Origin of the sequence: Enterococcus lemanii (assembly GCF_016909125.1) — a bacterium.
Taxonomy (GTDB): Bacteria; Bacillota; Bacilli; order Lactobacillales; family Enterococcaceae; genus Enterococcus_I; species Enterococcus_I lemanii.
Genome location: NZ_JAFBFD010000004.1, coordinates 50,642 through 68,936 on the forward strand (window position 1 = coordinate 50,642; position 18,295 = coordinate 68,936).

12 protein-coding genes are annotated in these 18,295 nt (G+C 35.0%); 11 read left to right on the forward strand and 1 reads right to left on the reverse strand.

The annotated features are described in order from the left end of the window. Positions 1-9: 9 nt before the first annotated feature. Entirely contained in the window at positions 10-885 is an 876-nt protein-coding gene (locus JOD14_RS02030; RefSeq protein WP_204653024.1) for an AraC family transcriptional regulator, read from the reverse strand. A 110-nt stretch (positions 886-995) separates the two neighbouring features. Between JOD14_RS02030 and rhaM the strand changes: the two genes are divergently transcribed. The 11 genes from rhaM (at position 996) to JOD14_RS02085 (ending at position 18,287) form a co-directional block, all read left to right on the forward strand. Continuing rightward, positions 996-1,325 carry an L-rhamnose mutarotase gene (gene rhaM / locus JOD14_RS02035; protein ID WP_204653025.1) on the forward strand — a complete coding sequence of 110 codons (330 nt, stop codon included), beginning with the start codon at positions 996-998 and terminating at the stop codon, positions 1,323-1,325. A 33-nt stretch (positions 1,326-1,358) separates the two neighbouring features. Further along, a complete protein-coding gene (locus JOD14_RS02040) occupies positions 1,359-3,995 on the forward strand; it encodes a beta-galactosidase (protein ID WP_204653026.1) in 2,637 nt (878 codons plus the stop codon). 89 nt (positions 3,996-4,084) lie between these two features. Then, on the forward strand, positions 4,085-6,295 hold the full coding sequence (locus JOD14_RS02045) for a helix-turn-helix domain-containing protein (protein ID WP_204653027.1): 2,211 nt from the start codon (positions 4,085-4,087) through the stop codon (positions 6,293-6,295). 171 nt (positions 6,296-6,466) lie between these two features. After that, positions 6,467-7,144 (forward strand): DUF1961 family protein, encoded by a 678-nt coding sequence (locus JOD14_RS02050; protein ID WP_204653028.1) that lies wholly within the window; start codon positions 6,467-6,469, stop codon positions 7,142-7,144. A 1-nt stretch (position 7,145) separates the two neighbouring features. Beyond that, positions 7,146-7,817: a DUF624 domain-containing protein gene (locus JOD14_RS02055; RefSeq protein WP_204653029.1), complete on the forward strand. Its 672-nt coding sequence runs from the start codon at positions 7,146-7,148 to the stop codon at positions 7,815-7,817. Beyond that, a complete protein-coding gene (locus JOD14_RS02060) occupies positions 7,774-10,308 on the forward strand; it encodes an exo-rhamnogalacturonan lyase family protein (RefSeq protein ID WP_204653030.1) in 2,535 nt (844 codons plus the stop codon). The genes JOD14_RS02055 and JOD14_RS02060 overlap by 44 nt, the downstream gene beginning before the upstream one ends. Continuing rightward, on the forward strand, positions 10,305-11,834 hold the full coding sequence (locus JOD14_RS02065; protein WP_204653031.1) for an extracellular solute-binding protein: 1,530 nt from the start codon (positions 10,305-10,307) through the stop codon (positions 11,832-11,834). Before JOD14_RS02060 ends, JOD14_RS02065 begins: the two co-directional genes overlap by 4 nt. A 58-nt stretch (positions 11,835-11,892) precedes the next feature. Further along, a complete protein-coding gene (locus tag JOD14_RS02070) occupies positions 11,893-12,873 on the forward strand; it encodes an ABC transporter permease (RefSeq protein ID WP_239576044.1) in 981 nt (326 codons plus the stop codon). A gap of 17 nt (positions 12,874-12,890) precedes the next feature. Further along, positions 12,891-13,769, forward strand: a complete 879-nt coding sequence (locus tag JOD14_RS02075) for a carbohydrate ABC transporter permease (RefSeq protein WP_204653032.1) — start codon at positions 12,891-12,893, stop codon at positions 13,767-13,769. A gap of 113 nt (positions 13,770-13,882) precedes the next feature. After that, the gene (locus JOD14_RS02080) at positions 13,883-15,991 is read left to right on the forward strand and encodes a glycoside hydrolase family 88 protein (protein ID WP_204653033.1); all 2,109 of its coding nucleotides are present in this window, start codon (positions 13,883-13,885) and stop codon (positions 15,989-15,991) included. Further along, complete coding sequence (locus JOD14_RS02085; RefSeq protein ID WP_204653034.1) at positions 15,978-18,287, forward strand: glycosyl hydrolase; 2,310 nt, start codon at positions 15,978-15,980, stop codon at positions 18,285-18,287. Before JOD14_RS02080 ends, JOD14_RS02085 begins: the two co-directional genes overlap by 14 nt. Positions 18,288-18,295 lie beyond the last annotated feature (8 nt).

Genomic DNA, 18,295 nt, shown 5'->3' on the forward strand with positions numbered 1-18,295 from the left:
CTCGAAAAATTAATGGTGCTCAAACTGAATAAACGTGCTTTCTTTTTTTATAAATTCTTTTGGTGTCATGTCAAACTCTTGCTTAAAACTTCGTAAAAAATGAGTGTAAGAACGAAAACCACAAGCTAAATAAACTTCTGTCGCAAGTTTATTTTTGCGTAGTAATTGTTTACTGTAAAGTAAGCGTTTTTTAAGGACGTATTGATGAAAGGTAAACCCTGTCTGACGTTTAAATTCCCGCGATAAATAGTATTTACTATGAAAGAACGTTTGTGCAACGGTATCTAAGGACAAATCATTGGCCAAGTTATTTGAAACATAAATCATGAGATCTTGAATCAGTACAGAGTTAGCGGTTTCAATAGGAAGTACGTTTTTAGCTTGGCGAATAGCTAAGCGGTTAAAGAAAACCATTAATTCAATAAAGGCTTGGTGATACAAAAGGTCTGCCCCGAAATCTTGGGTAGGTGGTTCGTCAAAACGCTTTAAATAATGGCGCAGTTCATTCACATCACTATCTAAGACTTGGCTATGCGGTTGACCAAATGCTTTGAAGCACTGTTCTAAAGGGCTTTGTGAACTCGTGTGCTTTTTTAAGTATTCTGCTGTTACAAAAATGTATGTCCGTTCTAATTTAGCCGTCGTTTGTCTAACAAGGCGGTGCAAGTCATTGTAATGAATAAATAGGATACTTCCAGGCTTTAAGTGGTACTCTTTGCCATCCAAATAAAAAATACTCTCGCCATCAAGCGTGCAATTGATTTCGTAAAAATCATGATAGTGATAAAGTGTTTTATCGGCTTTCACTTCATCTTTTACGTGAAAAATTTCAAAAGTATTTGAAAGCATCGTATTGGCTGCTTGGTTGGGTAAAGTTTTTTTCATCGAATCGACCTCCTTTTTCTCTTCATTATAAGTTGAAAAAGAAGAAGGAGCAAGATTTGCTAGTTTTTCATTCATCACAAACAAATAAAGTATACGAGGAGAAAATGGCTATGATTAAAAAAATGTTTAAAATGCAACTATTACCAGGTTTTAAAGAAGAATACGAAAAACGGCATCAACTGCTTTGGCCGGAAATGCGTGAAGCGCTGAAAGAACATGGTGCCAAACACTACGTCATTTATCTAGATGAAGCAACCAATGCCTTAATCGGTTATTTGGAAATTGAGGAAGAAGAAAGATGGCAAAAAATGAAAGATACAGCGATTAATCGCAAATGGTGGGACTATATGGCAGATATTATGGAAACCAACCCAGATCATTCTCCAATTACACAAGATTTAGTCGAAGTGTTCAGTTTATATGAAAAAGAAAAGAGATAGATTTGTTAAGAGAAAAAAATGGAGGAATAAAAAATGAGACTTTTATTAGCCGGTGATTCAACGGTTGCGAAATATCAAGGACGATATGGGGAAATGACTGGGTGGGGTGAGGCTTTAGAAACGCTTTTAGTTGAAAAATATCCGGAGCTAACCGTCTTAAATTTTGCTAAAGCCGGCGCCAGTACGCGTTCATTTGAAGAAGAAGGACTTTTTGCTCAACTTATTGCGCAAGTAGAACCAACGGATTTGGTACTGATTCAGTTTGGCCACAACGACCAAAACCCAACGAAAAAAGTCCCGATGAATGATTATTTTCATTTTATCAAACGATGGATTCACCAAATTAAAGAAAAAGGTGGGCAAGCCATTTTATGTACCCCGGTTGAACGTCGACATTTCGTTTCTGGTGAACAACAAGCCACGTTAAAAGAATATGAACGTGTCCTTCGCCGTTTAGCCAAAGAAGAAGAGGTTACGCTTTTACCGTTAAACCGCTATACCAATCAACTGTATCAACGCTTAGGAGAAAGAAAAAGTCGTGCGCTATTTATTCATCCAGCGCCAGGAGATGTTGTTTTTCCAGTTGGTAGTGTAGACGACACGCATTTTTCAACAGTCGGTGCGGCTCAAGTTGCGCGGTATGTTTGCTTACGTCTCGCCGATTTTTTATCAACCGCTCCATTATTCAATCAATATTATTACGGTGCTTGTATGTATCCAGAAGTTTGGTCAAAAGAAGTGATGGAAACCGACGTGAAGCATTTACAAGCATTAAAGATGAACTTTGCACGTATTGGTGAGTTTGTTTGGAGTGCACTTGAGCCAGAAGAAGGGCAGTACGATTTTACTTTATTAGAAGAAGCTTTAACTTTATATCAAGAAAATGGGATTGATGTTTGCCTTTGTATTCCAACGCCAACGCCGCCAAGATGGTTGACCTATGAACACCCAGAACGCTTGATTACTAATATTGATGGTACAAAAATGGTTCATGGTTCGCGCCAACATGTTTGTACAAATAATGCTTACTTCCGAGAAAAAGCTTATCAACTAACGCAAAAAATTGCTGCTTTTTCAAAAAAATACGAGAACGTCATCGCGATCCAGTTAGACAATGAATTTAAATGCCACGTTGACCTATGCTACTGCGATACTTGCCAAGCGAGATGGCACGAGTGGTTAGCAGAAGAATATTTAGAAATCGAAAACTTAAATGCTGCTTGGGGAACAAAAATTTGGAGTGAGGAATATCGTTCGTTTGCAGAGGTCGTTTTACCCAAAACAACCCCATTTCTTCATCATGCGTCGCTAATGAATGCATTTCGTCGTTTTACAGCCGAAACGTTAAATGAATTCGCCCATGAATTGACCCATTGCATCCGAATTGAAACGGATTTACCTGTCACGCATAATACGTCATTTGGCTTTAACTTGTTAAATGAAGAATTATTTTCCGAACTAGATGTCGTTGGTTTTGATACATACCCAGCCGCATCAAATTATCCAGCCTTTTTACTGAACATGGACACTTGGCGCAATGTAAAGAAAAATCAACAAGACATGCTTTTGTTAGAAACGAGCACCTCTCACGCAGGGCATCTTGAAAATTACGTTCAACCACACCCTGCAGGCTATTTAGTAAATGAGGTCTTTACAGGTTTTGCGGGCGGCTTAAAATCATTTAGTTATTGGCATTTTAGAGGGCATCGTTATGGCGTAGAGCAACCACATAGTTGTGTCGTCACGGCATGGGGCGAGCCTGATAAAGGTTATGAAGACGTCAAAAAAAGCGGCGAACTCATTGAAAAAATGAGGCCTTTCTTAGAACAGAGCACTTTTGTTCCATCCAAGATTGCCATTGTTTATTCGGATCACGCCAAAAGACATTACAATGTTGAATCCGGTGGCATTTATCAACACCGTAGTTTAGTGACGGATTGTTTTGCTAGTTTGATTTACCAAGGAATTCAAGCAGAAGTCATTCAGGAAACGAGTGATTTTTCTACGTTTGATCTTTTAATGATTCCTTTTGTCCGCCACTTATCGCCAATCCTATTAGAAAAAATCAAAGCATTTGTTCAACAAGGCGGCAAATTAATCTTAGGACCGATGACCGGCGATCGTACAGAAGAACTAGCGTGGCCCAAAACAAATGGCTTAGACATTTTGGGTGAGTGGTTAGAAATAAAAAACGTTACCCAGTATGTAGCCAATGACACCGTAGATTATATGACTTATGAGAATCAAAAAGCACCTTTATCCGGACTTTTAACCACTTTTTCTGTAGGAGAAACTTGGGAAACGCTCGCCCAAACAAATGAAGGAAAAACAATTTTAGCAACGAAAAAACAAGGAAAAGGGAGTGTGACTTACATCGGTGGCTTGCCGAAAAATTACACTGATAACCCACTTTGGCAAGCGTACTTGGCAAAAGAAATTGCCCCGTTTGAAAAATCAGCGTCTTCTATTTCTTTAAACAAAGGATTAGTAAAATATTGCCGCGAGACAAAGACCCACTTGCAAATTTACCTAGCGAATATGACCGGCAAAGAAGAAAACTTCACACTTCATAAGGATGCGATTGATTTATTGACGGGGGTGAGGTATTGTAAAGAAAAACACAATGTATTGCCTTATGGTCATCATATCTTGGCAATAGAAAAAGATTAAATACGAATAAAATCATAAATCATAAGAGAATCTTATTTATAAGAAAGACTTACTAAATAGCGAAGGAATTTGAGGAGGAGTCGTTAAAATTGTTAAAAAAAAATCAAAGTTTAAGAAGCTACCTCCGAATATTTAGTTTGTTATTTTCGTTGCCGATTATTATAATTGCTGTTTCAGCGAGAATGTACTTTAATGGACCAATTATCAAAGAATATATTAATCGCCATAATGAGTCTGTAAAGCATGAAGTTGCTTATATTAGTGAACAACTTGGACAAATTGAAATTTCTTCTAGTAATTTAGGTCAAACGTTTCAAAAAGAATTTCAACTAACGCCAATTCAAAGTATTGGTGATTTCCAACAAATCAATCGTGTTGCACAACAATTGTTCTTTTTTTCTAGTAGTAATTCATTAATTAAAGAAAGTATGTTGCTAGTTTTTAATACAGATGGACCGTTTGTTATTAGTGAAGGTGGAACTTATACACTACCTAATAACAAACGGTATAACGAGTATAAAATTACAAATGAGCGCTCTTATCAATGGAAAACTAATAAAAAAGGAGAAACTGTTTTTTTACAAGATGTTAGTGGTGTCGCAAGCGAAGGAACAGCCTATTTAGTAACGATTATTGACAAAAGTGAAGTACTTAACTTACTTAAAGTGACCGTAACAGATGTAGGTAGCGTTGCTTTAGCCGTCGATAATCAATTAATTATTAGTATTGGCGAATTGTTCAATCGTCAAAATATTAGTCAGTATCTAGACAAGCATGAGAGTTGGCAAGAAAAATTAAATGGGACTACTTATAATTTTGTTTCGTTAAAAATCAATCGTTTGTCTCAAAATTGGTATTTTTATTCTGCGACCCCAATTGATATCATTGTAAAACCGATTCTATTTTTTTCGAATATATTTTTTGCGATAGGGATGTTATTTTTTATTTTATCGATTATTTGGAGTCAAATATTTGCTAAAAAAACTTATCAACCAATTGATAATTTAATGATTGAGTTATTTGGTGATGCGAGAACAAATAACACTGGGAATGAATTTGAATATTTAATCTCACAATGGAATATAATCGAGAAAAAGCGATCGGATTTGGAGTATCAAAAAAGTTTTGGCGATTTAAAGGTTAAACAAGCAATTTTAGGGCAAGTGATTGAGGGCAAATACAGCTATTTGACAGAAGAAGAATTAAAAACGTTATTGATCAAAAATCACTGGACGAATAAAATTGAACATTATAAAATTTTATACATCTATCTGACTGGCAATATTAACGATTCTGAAGAAGTGACGAATGCTTCTCAATTATTTATCTTGGAAAACTTAATTCTAGATATTGCATACCGGGCATTTAGCGAATATGTTGTTTTTGAATACGATGAAAATGGTCTATATCTTTTTGTAGTGAATAGCGAAGAAACCGCCGAAGAAGCTTTTTTTGAAGAAATACAAAAGTATGTCAATCGTGTAATTCAAAAATATGTGGTAGTTGCTGTTGGAATAAGAGAAACAGAAATTAGCCAACTCGCTTCTAGAATGATTGAAATGAAAAAAATGCGTGATTATCAAAAAATCATTCAAGAAAACCAAGTAATTTTTTCTGCTAAGCAAAAGTCAGTGAATGATTACCTTTATCCCAATAACTTAGAGCAAAAAATACTGGGTGCTTTTGAACGTAGTGAGTTATCAAGTATCTCTTTAACTTTAGATGAATTTATTCAAAACATTTATAAACAAAACTCGACGACAGGGGTAATGTTACTTGCTTTAGGACATTTATATGATCAAGTAAAAAGCAGATTGCAGCAACAGCATGTTTCCGAGGAACACTATATTTCTAAAAAAACATTAATGAAAAAAATTGAAAGAAAAGTTAGTTTGGAATCCATATCGAGCTTGTTTTTTGAAGATTATTTAAAACCTGCGAGCTTGCTATTAAAAGAGAGTCATCATTCAAGTACGGAAGAAGCGGTATATCAAGTATTAGATTACGTAAATCAGTGTCATTGTAATCCCGATTTATCATTAGAAAGTTTAGCGGATAAAGTTGGGATAGAATCTAGCTATTTAAGTCGTGAATTCAAACGAGTAACTAAAATGAACTTTATTGACTATTTAACAGATTTTCGTTTAGAAGTTTCTAAGCAAAAACTAGCTCAATCTAACATGAGGATAAATGAAATAGCAGAGAATATTGGCTATAATCCTAGCTACTTTAATCGCTTGTTTAAAAAGAAATTTGGAATTACACCAGGACAATACCGAAAAGAGTATGGGGAAGGTTAATCTAGCGAAAGAGACAATTTCCTTTTTTTAAAATGATAGACTATTTCTGAAAAACAGAAAAGAAACGTTGATTTATCGGCGTTTCTTTTTATTTTGTAAAAATAAGTCAATTGATAGAAATTAGTGAAACGCTTACAATTTGAGTTGTAAAAAGCTTAAGGGAGTGAAAAAATGCTTGTTGAAAAAATCATCTATACGAATCCTTTAATGCAACCAACAGATATTTCCAATTGGAAAGCAGAAGGAGAAATTAAAGTAACTTTTGAAGAGGGCTTAATTCTCGAAAATGGGGCTCCAGAAGAATTAGGAGATTATGCACATTTTACTTATTGGTTACCAGAAAAATTTCCAAGTAATATTAAAATTAAGTGGGAGTTTTTACCAATAAGAGAACCAGGATTATGTATGACTTTTTTTAGTGCTTTAGGAAAAAACAAAGAGTCGATTTTTGATCCACAGTTGAATAAAAGAAATGGTTATTATCCGCAATATCATTCAGGTGATATTAATGCTTATCATATTTCTTATTTTAGGCACAAATATCCAAGCGAATTAGCATTTAGAACTTGTAACTTGAGAAAAAGTTCAGGGTTTCATTTTATAACGCAAGGAGGAGACCCACTCCCACCTGCTGAAGACGCCCTTGATTTTTATGAGATACAAATAGAAAAATATGGAGGGAAAATTTCTTTTTCAATTAATAATTTATTGATTTTTGAATGGCAAGATGATGGTGAAGCTTTTGGTCCAGTTTTAGAAGAAGGTTTTATAGGGTTTAGACAAATGGCGCCAATGAAAGCAAAATACCGAAACCTAGTTATTTCAGAATTAATGGATGGAGGGGAATGAAGTGAATGAAGGCTCTTTTATCTATAAAATATATACTGGGTTAAACGTATTGTATACATGTGCTATTTTTAATTTTTTATTTTTATTAGGAACGATACTTGGTTTTGGAATATTTGGTTTTGGTCCTAGCTTGTTAACGATTTTTCATTTATCAAAAAAGTATCATAAAAAAGAATTGAACCATCCTTTTAGCGAATATTGGAAAAATTATAAGAAAACATTTATAAGAGGAAATCAAATTGTTTTACCTATATTCATTTCATTTTTCTTTATTTTATGGAATATTTCTTTGTTTTTAGATGAAATGACAACGGTTTCTTTAGTGTTCTTAAGTATCATTCAAATTTTATTGATGTTAATGTTATTTTTTGCGTGTAGTTTGGATCAATTTTACGAACTTAATCCAATCGAGTGTTTGCTGAAAAGCCTTCAATTTTCAATCTACAACATTATCGGGAGCCTTTTAACAATATTGTGGACGGCAATGTGCTTTTATGGATCGCTATTTTTACCAGGTCTATTTTTATTTTTTACTTTTGGGTTATGGAGCATTGTAACAATGGGAATTCATTTACGATTATTTGAATTAAATGAAGTAAAACTAATTCAAGGAGGAGAAGAAAAAGAATATGGTTGTGAAGTGGTTAAAGCAAGCCCCGACTACCAAAATTAGCGTTACATATGGAAAACCTTGGTCGAAAGGGGAATTACCAAACAGTCAGTTTAGGCAAATGGCATATCTAGGGGAAAAAAAGTTACAATCCAAAGTTTTAGCCTATTGGCCGGACGGATCAATTAAATGGACCTCACACACAGGAATCTACATGAAAGAAGAGGAAACATTCGAGGATACGCAGTTATCTTGGGAAACAGATTCCAAAGAAAAACAGTCAATTGCCGTAGAAAAATATAACGGTATTTACGTCGATAACGGTCTTTTTCAAGCATATTTACCTAAACATGGCAATGGAGAAAATATAATTGATTGGATAAAAATAGAAAATGAAGTGAAGTTACATCACTTAAGACTGGGGACTCAAGTAGAAGGAACAAAAACGACGATGTCCGTTGATTCCATAGAGTTAGAAGAAAATGGACCATTAAAAGCAGTTGTAAAAGTAACTGGAAAATTTAAAGTCAATAAGCAAAATTTACAAGAATTTATTATTCGTTTACGTTTTTATCAACAATTAGAAACATTTGATGTCGTCCATACGTTGATTATTAATCAGGATGTGCCAATTGAAGGCGTTTACCTAACGGCAGACGTTCCATTAAAAGGAGAGCAGTGGAACCGTCATTTCTCGATTGCTGGGGAAGAAGGAGTATATACCGAAGCAGCACAGTCATTTATTTCAAGAAGGCATTGGCAGGGAAATATACTGTACGATAAGCAGTTATTAGGCCAAACAGTTATCCTCTCAGAAGAAAACCAAGAAATGTTACGACATGCAAAAGAAAATGCATTGTGGAATAATTTTAATATCATTCAAGAAAATCATCGTTCGTACAAACTAATAAAACAAACTAGACCTGACTATACACCGATTGAAATTGGGTATGGTAATAGAGCACCTGGTGTCGTTTCAATTAGCGGAGAAACAGGTGGTGTAGCAGTTGGGATTGAGAAGTTTTGGGAAAAAGCACCTAGAGAAATTGAAGTTTGTGGCTTGACCGAAAAAGATACACAATTAACTGCTTGGTTATGGAGTCCTAAGTCACAAAAAATGTTATTTTCCCATTACTCAGAAAGAGACCATATGCTGAGCGCGTATGAAGGAATGGAAGAAATACGATCAACAGCAATAGGGGTCGGAAATACGAATACATTGAAATTTCAAGTGTTTTCAAAACCCAAAACAAAAGAAGAACTCTGGGCATTCTCCAGAGAAATAGTAGCACCGGCTAAAATTGTTTTTGAGCCGAAAGATTATTATGATACGAAAGTATTTGGAACGTGGTCCTTACCAAACTATACCAACCCAGTAGAAGCTTTTTTAGAACGACAAATGCGTTATTTAAGGGACTTTTATGTGAAAGAAATCGAGCAAAGAGACTGGTATGGATTTTGGAACTATGGGGACGTGATGCATACCTATGATCAAGCTCGTCATACATGGCGCTACGATTTAGGCGGCTATGCTTGGCAAAATACAGAGTTAGTTCCTAACTTATGGCTATGGCAAGACTTTTTAAGAACTGGTGATTACGAAGCATTTTATTTAGCAGAAGCGATGACAAAACATACTTCAGAAGTAGATCAATATCATTTAGGAGAATACTGTGGGCTTGGATCACGGCACAATGTTCTTCACTGGGGGTGTCAATGTAAAGAAGCGCGTATATCTGCTGCTGGTTTACATCGCTATTACTACTATTTAACTGGTGATGAACGAACCGGCGACTTAATGTCTGAAGTCAAAGATAATGAATTATCGATTTTTGATGAATTGGCACCATTAAGAGAGTTTTATCCTGAAAAAATGGATGGGAAATACCCAATTCGAGTGGGGCCAGATTGGGCAGCTTTAACTTCAAATTGGTTTACCCAATGGGAGCGAACCGGAGATAAAAGTTATTTAGAACGGATTAGAACTGGTATTAAAGGGATTAAAGAAACACCACATCGTTTATTATCCGGACCTACGTATCTTTTTGATAAAGAAACGAAAGAACTAAGTTACTTTGGTACAGGTAATGTTGGTGGTTACCATATGATTATTTCATTTGGTGCACCTCAATATTGGTTGGAGATTGCTCAAAATATTAATAATCCAGAATGGCGTGAGATGCTAGCTGAATTTGGTCGATTCTATTGTCTTCCTGATTTAGAAAAAAGAGAACAAACAAAGAACCTACTATACGACCAACATTTTGCATGGCCGATGTTTGCCACGGGGTTAATGGGTTATGCTGCTAATTTTTATCAAGATGAAACGCTAGCTGAACTTGCTTGGGAAATATTATTAAAAGAAGAAAAATCTGGTGTGCCATTGCCAATGGAGAAGACAGAACAAGAGGCAATCACTTGGAAAAAAGTGACAGAATTACCTTGGATTTCAACAAATGTCGCTTCTCAGTGGTGTTTAAATGTTATTTTGTGTTTAGAATTTATTCGTGAATATTTGCCAAAAACAATTGATAAAATGGAGGAAGAAAAATGAAGTTAAATCGAAAATTAATGATGTGTGGGGTTAGTCTTGCATCGGTAGTATTGTTAGCTGCGTGCGGATCAAGCGAACCGAAAGAAGGAGCAAAGAAAGAAGAATCAAAAGAACTAACCATGATGGTTCCTTTTATTGAGACGGATCCACCATCAAACGATAATATTGTACAAGAAAGATTAGAAGAAGCAATTGGCAAAAAACTTAAAATTACATGGGTACCAAATACTTTATATGCAGATAAAATGAACGTGACATTAGCTTCGGATGATATTCCACAAGTTATGGTGATTCAAGGAAAAGATGCGGGATTTGTTAAATCCGCTGAAAATGGCGCTTTCTGGGAATTATCCGAGTATTTAGGAGAGTATCCAAATTTATCAAAAGTGAATGAAGAAGTCCTGCAAGCATCCAGTTTAAATGGAAAAGTTTATGGGATATATCGTAGTCGGGATCTCATTCGTTCAACAGCAATAATTCGTAAAGACTGGCTGGATAACTTAGGGTTAGAAGAGCCAAAAACGGTAGAAGATTTATACAATGTTGCAAAAGCATTTACCGAACAAGATCCAGATGGAAACGGTAAGGCGGATACAACAGGGATCGTCATTCCGAACTTCCCACAGGCTTTTGATTTATTAACAACCTGGTATGGATCAGGGAATCAGTGGACTGAAAAAGGCGGCGAACTGATCCCTTCGTTTCAAACAGATGAATACTATCAAGCAATCGAGGAAGCCCGCAAAATGGTAAGTGAAGGTTTGATTAATAAAGACTTTGCTACGTTGGCATCTGACAAATGGAATGACCCATTTGTTAATGGGCAAGCGGGGATTATTCTAGATACCTATTCTCGAGCAGCAACTATCCGAAATCTATTTAAACAACAAGATCCTGACAATACCGTAGAATTGGTGTCAATTGTTGGAAACTTAGAGGGACCAAACGGTAAAACAAATGCATTACCGACAGATGGTTATTCTGGATTTTTAGCGATTCCTAAAACATCAGTGAAGACAGAAGAAGATTTAAAAGAAGTTTTAACCGTATTAGATAAGATGAACAGTGAAGAAATGAATCAATTACTAAATATTGGAATTGAAAGTGTAAACTTTGAATTTGCTGATGCAGAGAAGAAATTTACAAAAGCGATTGACAATGCAGAAGCTACCGTAGTGAATACGGCTTTAAAATCATACTCTCAAATGGGAATGGGTGTAGCAGGCTTTGCTGTACCTAAAGCAGCTCCAACGACCGAAATGGACCAAGACTTTACTGATTTAAGAACAGAATTAGAAACAAGAGACAAAGAATTTGCTATCTTTAATCCAGCAGCAGCTTATATTACCAATACTTATACGACAAAAGGTGCTCAATTAGACCAAATTATTACAGACGCGAAAATTCAATTCATTGCAGGTCAAATTGATGAAAAAGGTTGGCAAGATGCGTTGAATCTTTGGGCAAAAAGTGGTGGCGATGAATTAATTAAAGAAACAAATGAATTACATAAAAATAACAAGTAAATTGAATTGTCGCTAGTCTTTGACTAGCGACAAGCAATATTTGTAAAGGAGGTAGCAAATGAATCAAGCAAGAGGAAAGTTAATTATGAATAAAAAAATAAAACAATCAACTTCGTCGTCAAGCCGTTCAAAATGGGAGAATACGAAAATTCATATTATTAATAATAAATGGCTTTATATTATGACGTTACCGGGGTTGTTATATTTTTTGATTTTTAAATATGCACCGATGTATGGTGTAATTATCGCTTTTAAAGATTACGTTCCATTTCTAGGAATCCACGGAAGTAAATGGGTAGGGCTTCAAAATTTTCACGATTTTTTTATTAATCCAGATTTCATGAGAATTATGGGGAATACGTTAATTCTATCTTTTTTAAGTATTGTCATTTCATTCCCAGCACCTATTATCCTAGCAATTTTATTAAATGAACTTTCTAAAGCTATTTACAAACGAGTCATTCAAACGATGGTATATGTGCCACATTTTCTATCATGGGCAATTGTTGTGAGTATTACTGCTATTTTGTTTTCAGTAAATGGTGGAATTATTACAGAAATTGTTAGGATGTTGACTGGTAGAGAGATTAATTTCTTATCCGATCCGAATTGGTTTCGACCAATGATTATTTTACAAGGGATTTGGAAAGAAATTGGGTGGGGGACCATCATTTTCTTAGCTGCTTTAGCGGGCGTTGACCAAGAGCAATATGAAGCAGCTATTATGGACGGCGCAGGTCGGTTTAGAAGAGTTTGGCACATTACCTTACCAGCAATTAGAAGTACGATTGTAATTATGTTAATTTTAAAAGTAGGTTCCATTTTAACTTCAGGATTTGATCAAATCTACTTAATGACGAACGCACTAAATCGCTCTGTCGCAGATGTATTTGATACTTATGTCTATATGATGGGGATTACTCAAGGAGCTTATAGTTATAGTACGGCAGTTGGATTATTTAAATCTGTTGTTGGCATAATTCTAGTGTTATCAACGAATAAACTAGCAAAAGCATTTGGCGAAAGTGGTTTCTATTAATAAAGGGAGGATGCACAATGAATAAATTACATAATACAAAAGCAGGAAAAGTATTTGATGTTTTTAATATCATTTTCTTATTTTCTTTAGCGATTATTATGATACTGCCATTTATCTATGTGATTGCAGCGTCATTTTCAACAGAGTCAGAAATTGTGACACGCTCCTTCTTCTTATGGCCAAAAGAAATATCATTGGAATCGTATCGCTATATTTTATCAACACCGGCTTTTATCCGAAGTTTAATCATAACAATTGGAGTAACGATTGTCGGGACACTCGTTCAATTGTTCTTTACTTTTTCTTTTGCATATCCACTATCTCGATCATATTTAAAAGGACGAAAAGTGTTATTAAATATGGTTATTGTTGCAATGTTATTTTCAGGAGGAATGATTCCAACCTTTTTAGTTGTAAAAGGATTAGGTCTTCTAGATACTTATTGGGCTTTGATTTTACCAGCAGCGATTAGTCCGTTTAACTTAATGATTATCAAGAACTTTTTTCAAGAAATACCAATGGAACTAGAAGAGTCCGCTCGTATGGACGGCGCTAGTGAACTCACCATTTTTTCTAAGATTATGTTACCTTTGTCAAAACCAGTGATTGCAACTTTTACTCTTTTTTATGCAGTCGGTATTTGGAATGATTTTATGAGTGGGCTTTTGTATATTAACGATAGTGCAAAATGGCCAATACAATTATTATTACGCCAAATAACTTTATCTTCAAGCGCTTTAAATAACGAAGCACTTCTAGATCCCAATTACATTCCGCCAGAGCAAGGTATAAAATTTGCAGTTATCGTCGTAGCAACGTTACCTATTTTAATTTTTTATCCTTTTTTGCAAAAGCATTTTGCAAAAGGGATGATGGTAGGTTCTGTAAAAGGATAAGATTAAAAAATTTCGAGTATAAACTTAATCATTTGAATTCATTCATAAAAAATAATGCTCGAGACACTTTCAATGTTGACTCGAGTATTTTTATTTGAGAGGGACTATAAAAAATGACAAGTATAAATGATGAACGAATAACAAAAATTTATACCAAATTAACTAAGCTAACGAATCGTTATATAGAAGAAAACCCAATTGTTGCCCCTGTTTATCGGATTTCCCTAGAGAATAATTTTCATAGAAATCATAAATTTCGTTATGAGCTATTCTTTGAAAAAAAATATCCGGAATCCAAAATTGGCAGTTGGGTCTGTAATTGGGGAAGGTTAAAATGTGAACCAAATCAAATATTTGATTTTTATATAAATCCTCATAGTCCAACAATTATCAAAATAAATCAGCAAATTGTTTATAAAAGTGGGCTGATAGCTGAAAACAGAAGAAATGAAGCAGAATATTTTCGCTATACTGCAAAAAATGAAACCGAATTATCAATTCAAATTATTTCACAAAAAACAAAAATTGGTTGGGGCTGTGAGTTTGGTAGTGCTCGAATAAAGTCAAATCCAATCTATGTAACTGGTCCAACGAAAGAACGTAAAGAAATTGAAGGCTTTGTACATACATCCCCTCAAGAAAGTTGGATGAACTATCCTTATCAATTAGATGATCCTGAAGAAAAATATTTTCTTCAGCCACGGCTTAATTGGACAGATGAAGAAAAGAAATTACCTTTGATAAAAAGATTAGGAGGTGAACCGGATCAATATTTCTATGGTATTTTTTCTGCAACTTTTCTGGAATCAAAAGAATATTTTTTCTCCTGCAATTATCCGAAAGCTCATTTTTATTTGGATGGAAAAAAAATAGAAAATAAGACGAATTTATTTGTGAAACAAGGAAGTTATGATGTCGTTGTTATTTTTAAAGATGAAGGTAACTATTTAAATCAATTGCTAGTTCACATTGCCCATAACAATGAAACAATTACTTTAAAGTCAGCTTTCTCAGATTCGTTCCCAGTAATTTCTTATTTGGGGCCTTTCTCCTCTTTGGAACACTCGCTTCCTGAAGTTATTAGTAAAAGAAATGTCGTTCAGAATCGGTTTTGGAAATTAGATGCACCAGCACAGACCATGCGCATTTTCTTAACAAGCTCATTGTTTGGTCAGTGGAATTATCCTTTAGGTGTGACGTTGAGAGGTTTGTATACTTATGCGAAACAATTTCATCGAGAAGATGTTGCGCGGTATGTAAAAGAACATATTGAACTTTGTACGACACATTATGAATATGCGCTATGGGATACAAAACATTTTGGGGCACCAGAAATTAATAAAAATATTGTTTTAATTGATAGTTTAGATGACTGTGGTTCATTTGGACGAGCTATTTTAGAAGTGCTTAAATATGACGATGTGGCAGAAAGTGAGCGAGTATTAGCAGATATCGCTACCTATATCATGGAAAAACAAGGACGCCAGCCAAATGGGATGTTGTATCGAGTAAATGCGCACATGTCATTAATGGAAAATACTGCATGGGCAGATGATACTTATATGAGTGTCCCCTTTTTAGTTGCGTATAGTCAATATAAAAAAGCACCAAAGTATCTAAAAGAAGCACAGCAACAACTACTATGGTCTATTCAGTACCTTTGGCAACCAGACAAGCGACTTTTTGGTCATGTTTATAATTTTGAATGGCAAACAAGTAATGATATCCCCTGGGGAAGAGGGAATGGTTGGGTACTATTATCATTGACTGAAACCTTGTTACACACAAGTGAAAAAGCTGAAGAATATGACATGCTAAAACAAGTATACCAATCTTTTATTCAAGAAATATTAGAATTGATTGGACCTAACGCGATGTGGCATCAGTTATTGGATGATACGGACTCTTATGAAGAAACTTCCTGTTCGGCAATTATCTTATTTAACTTAGGCATTGCCTTGAGAGAAAATTGGTTAGAAAATCCAAATAAAGAACTTTTATCAATATTATCTAATTCGTGGGAATCCTTATCTAGTAAAATGATTGATGAAGATGGGAATTTGCATGGCGTCTGCAAAGGGTCGGGTTACTCTTTTAGTCGCGATTACTATAAATTTGAGTTAGGTACGAAAGTAAATGATACGCACGGAATAGGAATAGTACTAATGGCAGGCTGTGAAGTACTGAAACAAAGAAGAGGAGAGCCGAATGAAAACACTTAGAGAGGCATTCATTACTCCTGATGAGGATTATACGCCTTATCCATTTTGGTTTTGGAATGGAGAATTGTCTCATACAGAAATCAAAAAACAAATTCATGATTTCTTTGCTAAAGGGATACATGGTTTCGTTATTCATCCAAGAATGGGTATACCAAAAGAAATTCCTTATCTTTCGGAACAATTTTTTTCTTTTGTGAAAACAGCTGTTGAACAGGCAACGGAGTTAAACATGAAAGTTATTTTATATGATGAAGGGATGTACCCTTCTGGTTCAGCGAATGGGCACGTAGTCCGAACGCATCCAGAATATGCATCCAAAGGAATTTATGTTACTAGGGTTGAAGATTACAAGAAAGATTGTAAAGGGTTTCGTAAGGTGTTATTCTTTTTTAAATGGATTAATCAAACTGTTTTTGAAGTTGCTACAATCGAACAGGCAACACATGTTCTAGTACATGAAGATAGCGGTGGGACAATTCGTGGAATCCATTTTGGAGAAGACGATGGTGAAGTGTCTGCGCCACCATCCGCTGATTTATTAAATCCTAAAGCTTGTCGTTTATTTATTGATTATACACATGAAGAATATTTTAAACATCTGTCGCCCTATTTTGGTAATACGATTCAAGGTTTTTTTACGGATGAACCAGCGATTCTCGGACGCAACCATCACTCAAAGATGCGCCCCTATAATGAATATTTAGCAGAAAAATTAAAGAAGATTGGCATTGGGATGAAAGACTTGCCGAAGCTTTTTTTAGATAATCCAGAGCGTCAAAAAATAACCGAAAAGTATCAAAGTTGTGTTACGGATCAATTAGAAGAAAGCTACTATCAGCCGATTTCTAATTGGTGTACAAATCATCAAATTTACTTAACAGGACACCCGCACGATGCCCACGATATTGGTCTGTTGAAATATTTTCATTTGCCGGGTCAAGATGTTGTTTGGCGTTGGATTGGTCCAGAAGATGAACTAGGAATCAAAGGACGGGAGTCAGTTACAGGTAAATCAGCTTCTGATGCAGCTCGACACGCCCAACGTGAAAGAAATGCGAATGAATGTTTTGGTTGTTGTGGAAGCGATGGCAACCAGTGGTCTTTTTCTGCAGATGAGATGAAGTGGTATTTAGATTGGTTATTTGTTCGGGGATGTAATTTCATTATTCCTCACGCTTTTTTTTATTCACTAGAAGGTAAAAGAAAAGAAGATCGTGCACCTGATGTAGGGAGAAACAACTTATGGTGGCCACACTATCACTATTTTACTGATTATATAAAACGAATGTCTTATATGATGAGCCAGCAATACAATTTGACCAACATCGCGGTAATTTGCGAGAAAACACACCTGCCATATGAAGGAATTGAAGTGCTTTATCAAAATCAAATGGAGTTTAACTATTTGGAAGTTGATTATTTATTGGCAAATCAATTTAACCTAAAAGATGAATTCCTTTGTATTGCTAAACAAAAGTATAACGTTTTGTTCATTGAAGACCGACACCCTGATTTAGAATTCATTTTATTGAAGTTACAAAAATTTCAAGAAGTTGGCGGACAGGTCTTCATTATAAATGAAAAAAATAGTTTTGAGAGCTACTTAGAAGACTTAAAATTACAAACGAATCGCTTAGTTGAAATGAAAGGTGAAACAAGAGCGCTCCGATATACAGAATTCATTAAAGAAGAGCAACAAATAATTGGACTATCAAATGAAGGCGATGAAACATTATCCTTTGATATCTTCTGTTCTCCTAAGTATCAGACGGTGCAAATTTGGAATCCTTGGAAGGGAAAAATTACCCCTCAATCTATCAATAAAGGTAGCGTAAGCTTAGTATTAAATAGAAGAGAATTTATTTTTTTAACGTTTGAAGAAACTGTTCAATCAAGAGAAAAGACAAGAAATAAACGCAACAAACAATTGGATTACACATTTAAAACATCACCAATTCCCTTAAAAAATTTAGAATCTTGGACGAAAGAAAAAAAGACACGGTTTTATTCGGGGACAATTACTTATGATTTTGAATTCTTTATTTCAAAAGAAGAGTATGATTCTTTACCTAAATTGGTTCAATTAGATTTAGGAAGAGTCGAAAATATAGTGACAATATTCGTTGATGGGGAAGAAAAAGAAACACTTTTTTGGTCACCATATCAATTTACTCTCTCAAAAGACAGTTTGTTTAATAAGCAGATTTCTTTTGAAGTTACAAATACTTTAGCAAATGAAATGGATCGAGTACCACTCGAGTCAGGCTTACTAGGTCCAATCGAGATAAACTATTAAAGGAGATT

What these genes read in the sequence shown, in the direction of transcription:
- JOD14_RS02085 (WP_204653034.1), top strand. Translation starts at nt 15,978, where the DNA reads ATGAAAACACTTAGAGAGGCATTCATTACTCCTGATGAGGATTATACG.
- JOD14_RS02050 (WP_204653028.1), top strand. Translation starts at nt 6,467, where the DNA reads ATGCTTGTTGAAAAAATCATCTATACGAATCCTTTAATGCAACCAACA.
- JOD14_RS02070 (WP_239576044.1), top strand. Translation starts at nt 11,893, where the DNA reads ATGAATCAAGCAAGAGGAAAGTTAATTATGAATAAAAAAATAAAACAA.
- JOD14_RS02075 (WP_204653032.1), top strand. Translation starts at nt 12,891, where the DNA reads ATGAATAAATTACATAATACAAAAGCAGGAAAAGTATTTGATGTTTTT.
- JOD14_RS02065 (WP_204653031.1), top strand. Translation starts at nt 10,305, where the DNA reads ATGAAGTTAAATCGAAAATTAATGATGTGTGGGGTTAGTCTTGCATCG.
- JOD14_RS02060 (WP_204653030.1), top strand. Translation starts at nt 7,774, where the DNA reads ATGGTTGTGAAGTGGTTAAAGCAAGCCCCGACTACCAAAATTAGCGTT.
- JOD14_RS02030 (WP_204653024.1), bottom strand. Translation starts at nt 885, where the DNA reads ATGAAAAAAACTTTACCCAACCAAGCAGCCAATACGATGCTTTCAAAT.
- JOD14_RS02080 (WP_204653033.1), top strand. Translation starts at nt 13,883, where the DNA reads ATGACAAGTATAAATGATGAACGAATAACAAAAATTTATACCAAATTA.
- rhaM (WP_204653025.1), top strand. Translation starts at nt 996, where the DNA reads ATGATTAAAAAAATGTTTAAAATGCAACTATTACCAGGTTTTAAAGAA.
- JOD14_RS02040 (WP_204653026.1), top strand. Translation starts at nt 1,359, where the DNA reads ATGAGACTTTTATTAGCCGGTGATTCAACGGTTGCGAAATATCAAGGA.